Raw genomic sequence first — 3,840 nt, forward strand, 5'->3', positions numbered from 1 at the left:
TATCAACGGTTAATTCTCAAGCATTAACTCAATTAGCTAAATAAGAAAGCGCTCTCCCACTTCGGGAGGGCGCTTTTAATTTAAGTTAGCAACAGAGGAGGTATTTACTAGATACCTCTCTAAGAATTACGGGAGTTCATCGGAAAATACTAAAAGCTGAAACCATGAGCGGGATATCAAATTAGCGAACAACTTTACAATGGTTCAAGAACCCTGGTTTATCGCGGATATAAAGAGACTGACCAACAGCCTGTAGTCATCAAGCTGCTGAAAAAGCCTTATCCCAGCTTCACAGAACTCTTGTTGGTTCTAGATATACATAGCAAAGTAATCATTGTAGATTTCCGTATTAGTCATAACTGTGATTTCTATTTGTTTCTTTTCTTCATCTGTAGCCAGACTCATGGCCGGGCTTAAGCTATCTTGGGGGATAAAATCACCACAGTATTCATTGGCCGGTACTGTTGCATTCATCTTTTGAGGATAACTCAATTTGAGATTATTCATGATTGTAATGAATTGACTACGGCTGCGTTCGCGCAGCGCTCCGTAGGAATCGTTAAATCTAGGATTAAAACGCTTTTCTTCGCCAATGGTGGAAACTGTACGTCCTTTGTAATCATGGGCGGGATATACCAAGGTATCATCTGGCAAGGTGAATAAGCGTTGTGTCACCACATCGTATAGGGTTCCAGGATCGCCACCTTGAAAATCTGTGCGTCCACAACCACGAATAAATAAGGCATCACCAGTTAATAAGTGGGTTTTGTTTACCAAATATGCTATGTGACTAGCACTGTGACCTGGTGTGAAAATTGCTTCGATCGCTACCGATCCCACATCGATGATTTCGCCACCGACAAGAGAGCGATCGGCTTTCGTGACAGCAGGATTCTGGGGAACGATCACCTGACAGCCTGTTTGTTGCCTAAGTTTGCCTGCCCCTGTGATGTGATCGGCATGAAGATGAGTTTCTAGACAATAGCGTAGCTTTAATCCTAATTCATCTAATGATTGCAAATCGCGGTCAACTTGCTCTAATACAGGGTCAACTAGAACAGCATCTCCTGTCTGTCGATCGGCAATCAGGTAAGTATAACTACTAGTTTCAGGGTCAAAGAATTGCCGAAATAGTAAGCTTGACTGGGGTATTTGTGAGCCACCATCGCCTGTTTCCTTATTTAACAGCATTGTGGGAATCGGACGCACACGTACTGGCAGCGACTGCAATAACGCTTGAGATAATTCCTGCGCCTGCACCCGTAATTCTGGAACAGCAATAGTTTCCCACAAGTCGCCTTTGCGAGGAGTTCCCAAGGTATACAGCAGTGTCGAAACATTACTGTCTGCCGTATATAAAGCACCGTGGGGATCTGCATCTAATCCTAAGCCGATGGCATTGGGGCGAATTAATCCTTGCGATCGCAAATCAGCAATTAGGGGGTGAGGCGATCGGCGATAATCTGCTGCTACCCCGGTACAATTCACTACACGGTGGACGTGTAAGACAGTATTAGCATGGGTTTTGCGCTGGCATACAGTCACTGCCACACCATCCGGCAAAGCTTGATATTCCCGAATCCGTCCGGCGGAAATGTTAAGTTGACCAGAATCCAACATTTCAGTGACAACATCCGCCACTTTGGGGGCAATACGGTGACGATGCACATCCCAATAGGCTGTTAGGTGACGCAAAAAGCGCTGCTGTTCCTCAGTCGGTAGTTTTTGCCAAATTTTCTGAATTATGGGACGCAGAGAATCAATTACCGATCGCCAATCATAGCCTTGGGCAGCTGCAACTTCCACCTCGGCACGCAGCCGATGCAACCAGCCGCGCACACTTTTTGGTGAAGTCTCTGGGGTCAAAAAGCTAGGATAAGGTTTAGCTGCTTGATGTTTTTGGGGAAATAACCCTCGTCGAGATATAGCATAAATTTTGCCCCGATGTTGGCGATCGTGCAGAGATAAAACCATATCCACCATCGTTAGTCCTGTACCAATTAGCAGCACGGGCGCATCCAGATCGAGGTCTGCTAGGGCATCGGCTGACCAAGCATTCCGCAGATAACTTTCATTATTGCTGTCTGCGCTTTTGATTGCGGGTGGTGTAGAAGGCGAGTTTCCCAACGCCAACACAACTTTATCTGCGGCAAAACAGCGACCACTACGCAGAGAGACGCTCGTGCCTTTTTCTTCAGGCTGTACCCCCACGACCTCATCGGTCAAACGTTCTAGTCGTACATCACTAGGTGCTGTGGCTTCTGCTTCTGCTAAAATCGACTGAATGTATAAACCATAGACCTTGCGGGGAATGAAGGTACTAGCATTGACTTCTTCAGGAAAAAATGACGCTAATTCGTTGCGATTGTACTGAAGCCAACGCAGCAGATGTCCGGGATCGTGAGCAAATGCACTCATGTTTCCGGCCGATACATTCAGCAAATGACAGTTGGTATTGGTGCTGTAGGCAATTCCCTTCCCCATTTGATGACTGCGCTCAATCAGCTTAATGGTGAGAGGTTGGCTGGCAGTTTTCAATAAGTGGGTAGCAACTAGAGAACCACTAAAGCCTCCGCCAACAATAGCGATCGTGGTTGAAGTCTGATCAGTCAAAAAACTAGGGTTCATGGCGATTTCACTTAAAATCGATAATCCCGCCGATTGAATAAAGTCTATTTACTAAGATTAAAGGTATTTATTTCCAACTCAGATGAAATAATTAGACTTTACTTAACTTTACTTAGTATTATTCTCTATAATAATACCTTGCTTTCAGGTATTTAACGCCTGGTTGACTGACAAAAGTCTGAGGTCAAGAAATTGAAGCAGAGAAAAAAGGAGGCGCAGACTTCCAGAAAAAATAATTTCGTCGGACTCTAACTGTTAGCTAAACACAGATAGAGGAATACAAGCGACCTCCCCCTGTTTAACGTATTGTAGATATCGTTAGCCTGCCATCCTTGACTCTGGATAATCAATAAAATGTTAAGACTTTATCATTTATTACTAGGTTCTATTTTGCTGGTGTCAATACCAGTGGGAGCAAAATTTGTTCTTCCCCAATTTTCTCCACCCAAAGAGATAAAGTCCTCTGCTGTTGTAAAACTTCCCAACTCTAATGAGGGTAATATCTGGCAGAAAATTCTGGGAAATACTGCTGCTGCTCCAACTAACTGGCAAGTTGCCGCTTGTGAGGGAAATGCACCCCTTTTGTGTGTCTCTTCCAAAGGCAAACGTTTGGGTACAGTCGAGATTAACATTTACCCACTAACAAACAATGAGGATTTCCGAAAAAAACTCTTAGCAGCCGGTATTCCAAGTGGTTCCCAAGTGGACTACCAAAGTTCCCAATACCAAACTCAGGTATTACCAGTACTCAAGGCTTGGGTTGCAGACCACTATGCTGCATTTGCGAAAGATCGTCAGAGTCAATATGGAAAAGAGATTACTTTCTCAGCCTACCCACCGCAACCAGTACCGATTGGTAAACTTCAGGGAATCCGCTATGGCTTCGCCGGACTCAAGGAACAAGGTGGAGTAAAAGAGCAACATATCGGTCATGTTGCCTTTGATGGCAGTAAACTTTACGTAATTACTACTGCATTTGATCCAGGTACGCAGACAGGTAAGTTTGAGCAACTGGAAAATTTGGCTATTTTTCAACCTTACTTATATGCGATCGCATCCGATCTACGTTTACCGTAATGATTATGGGGTATGGGGCAAGGGGCATTGGGCAAAACAGTTCCGTTAGCGGATAGCTAAGGTTTAGCCCGTGCTGAGTAAAGAGTTAGGAGTTACGAATTCTCCCCCTGCCTCCCCATTCCCCATTCCCGATTC

General features: G+C 44.7%; 2 protein-coding genes. One reads left to right on the plus strand and one right to left on the minus strand.

Annotated features, from left to right (window positions below; all coding sequences use genetic code 11):
- Positions 1-309 precede the first annotated feature (309 nt).
- Positions 310-2,628, minus strand: coding sequence for an FAD/NAD(P)-binding protein (locus G1O98_RS37270; RefSeq protein WP_163939360.1), 2,319 nt, complete (start codon positions 2,626-2,628; stop codon positions 310-312).
- A gap of 354 nt (positions 2,629-2,982) precedes the next feature.
- Here G1O98_RS37270 and G1O98_RS37275 point away from each other — a divergent pair, with 354 nt between their 5' ends.
- The gene (locus G1O98_RS37275; RefSeq protein WP_163939362.1) at positions 2,983-3,705 is read left to right on the plus strand and encodes a hypothetical protein; all 723 of its coding nucleotides are present in this window, start codon (positions 2,983-2,985) and stop codon (positions 3,703-3,705) included.
- Positions 3,706-3,840 lie beyond the last annotated feature (135 nt).

Origin of the sequence: Nostoc sp. UIC 10630 (assembly GCF_010747425.1) — a bacterium.
Lineage (GTDB): Bacteria > Cyanobacteriota > Cyanobacteriia > Cyanobacteriales > Nostocaceae > Nostoc.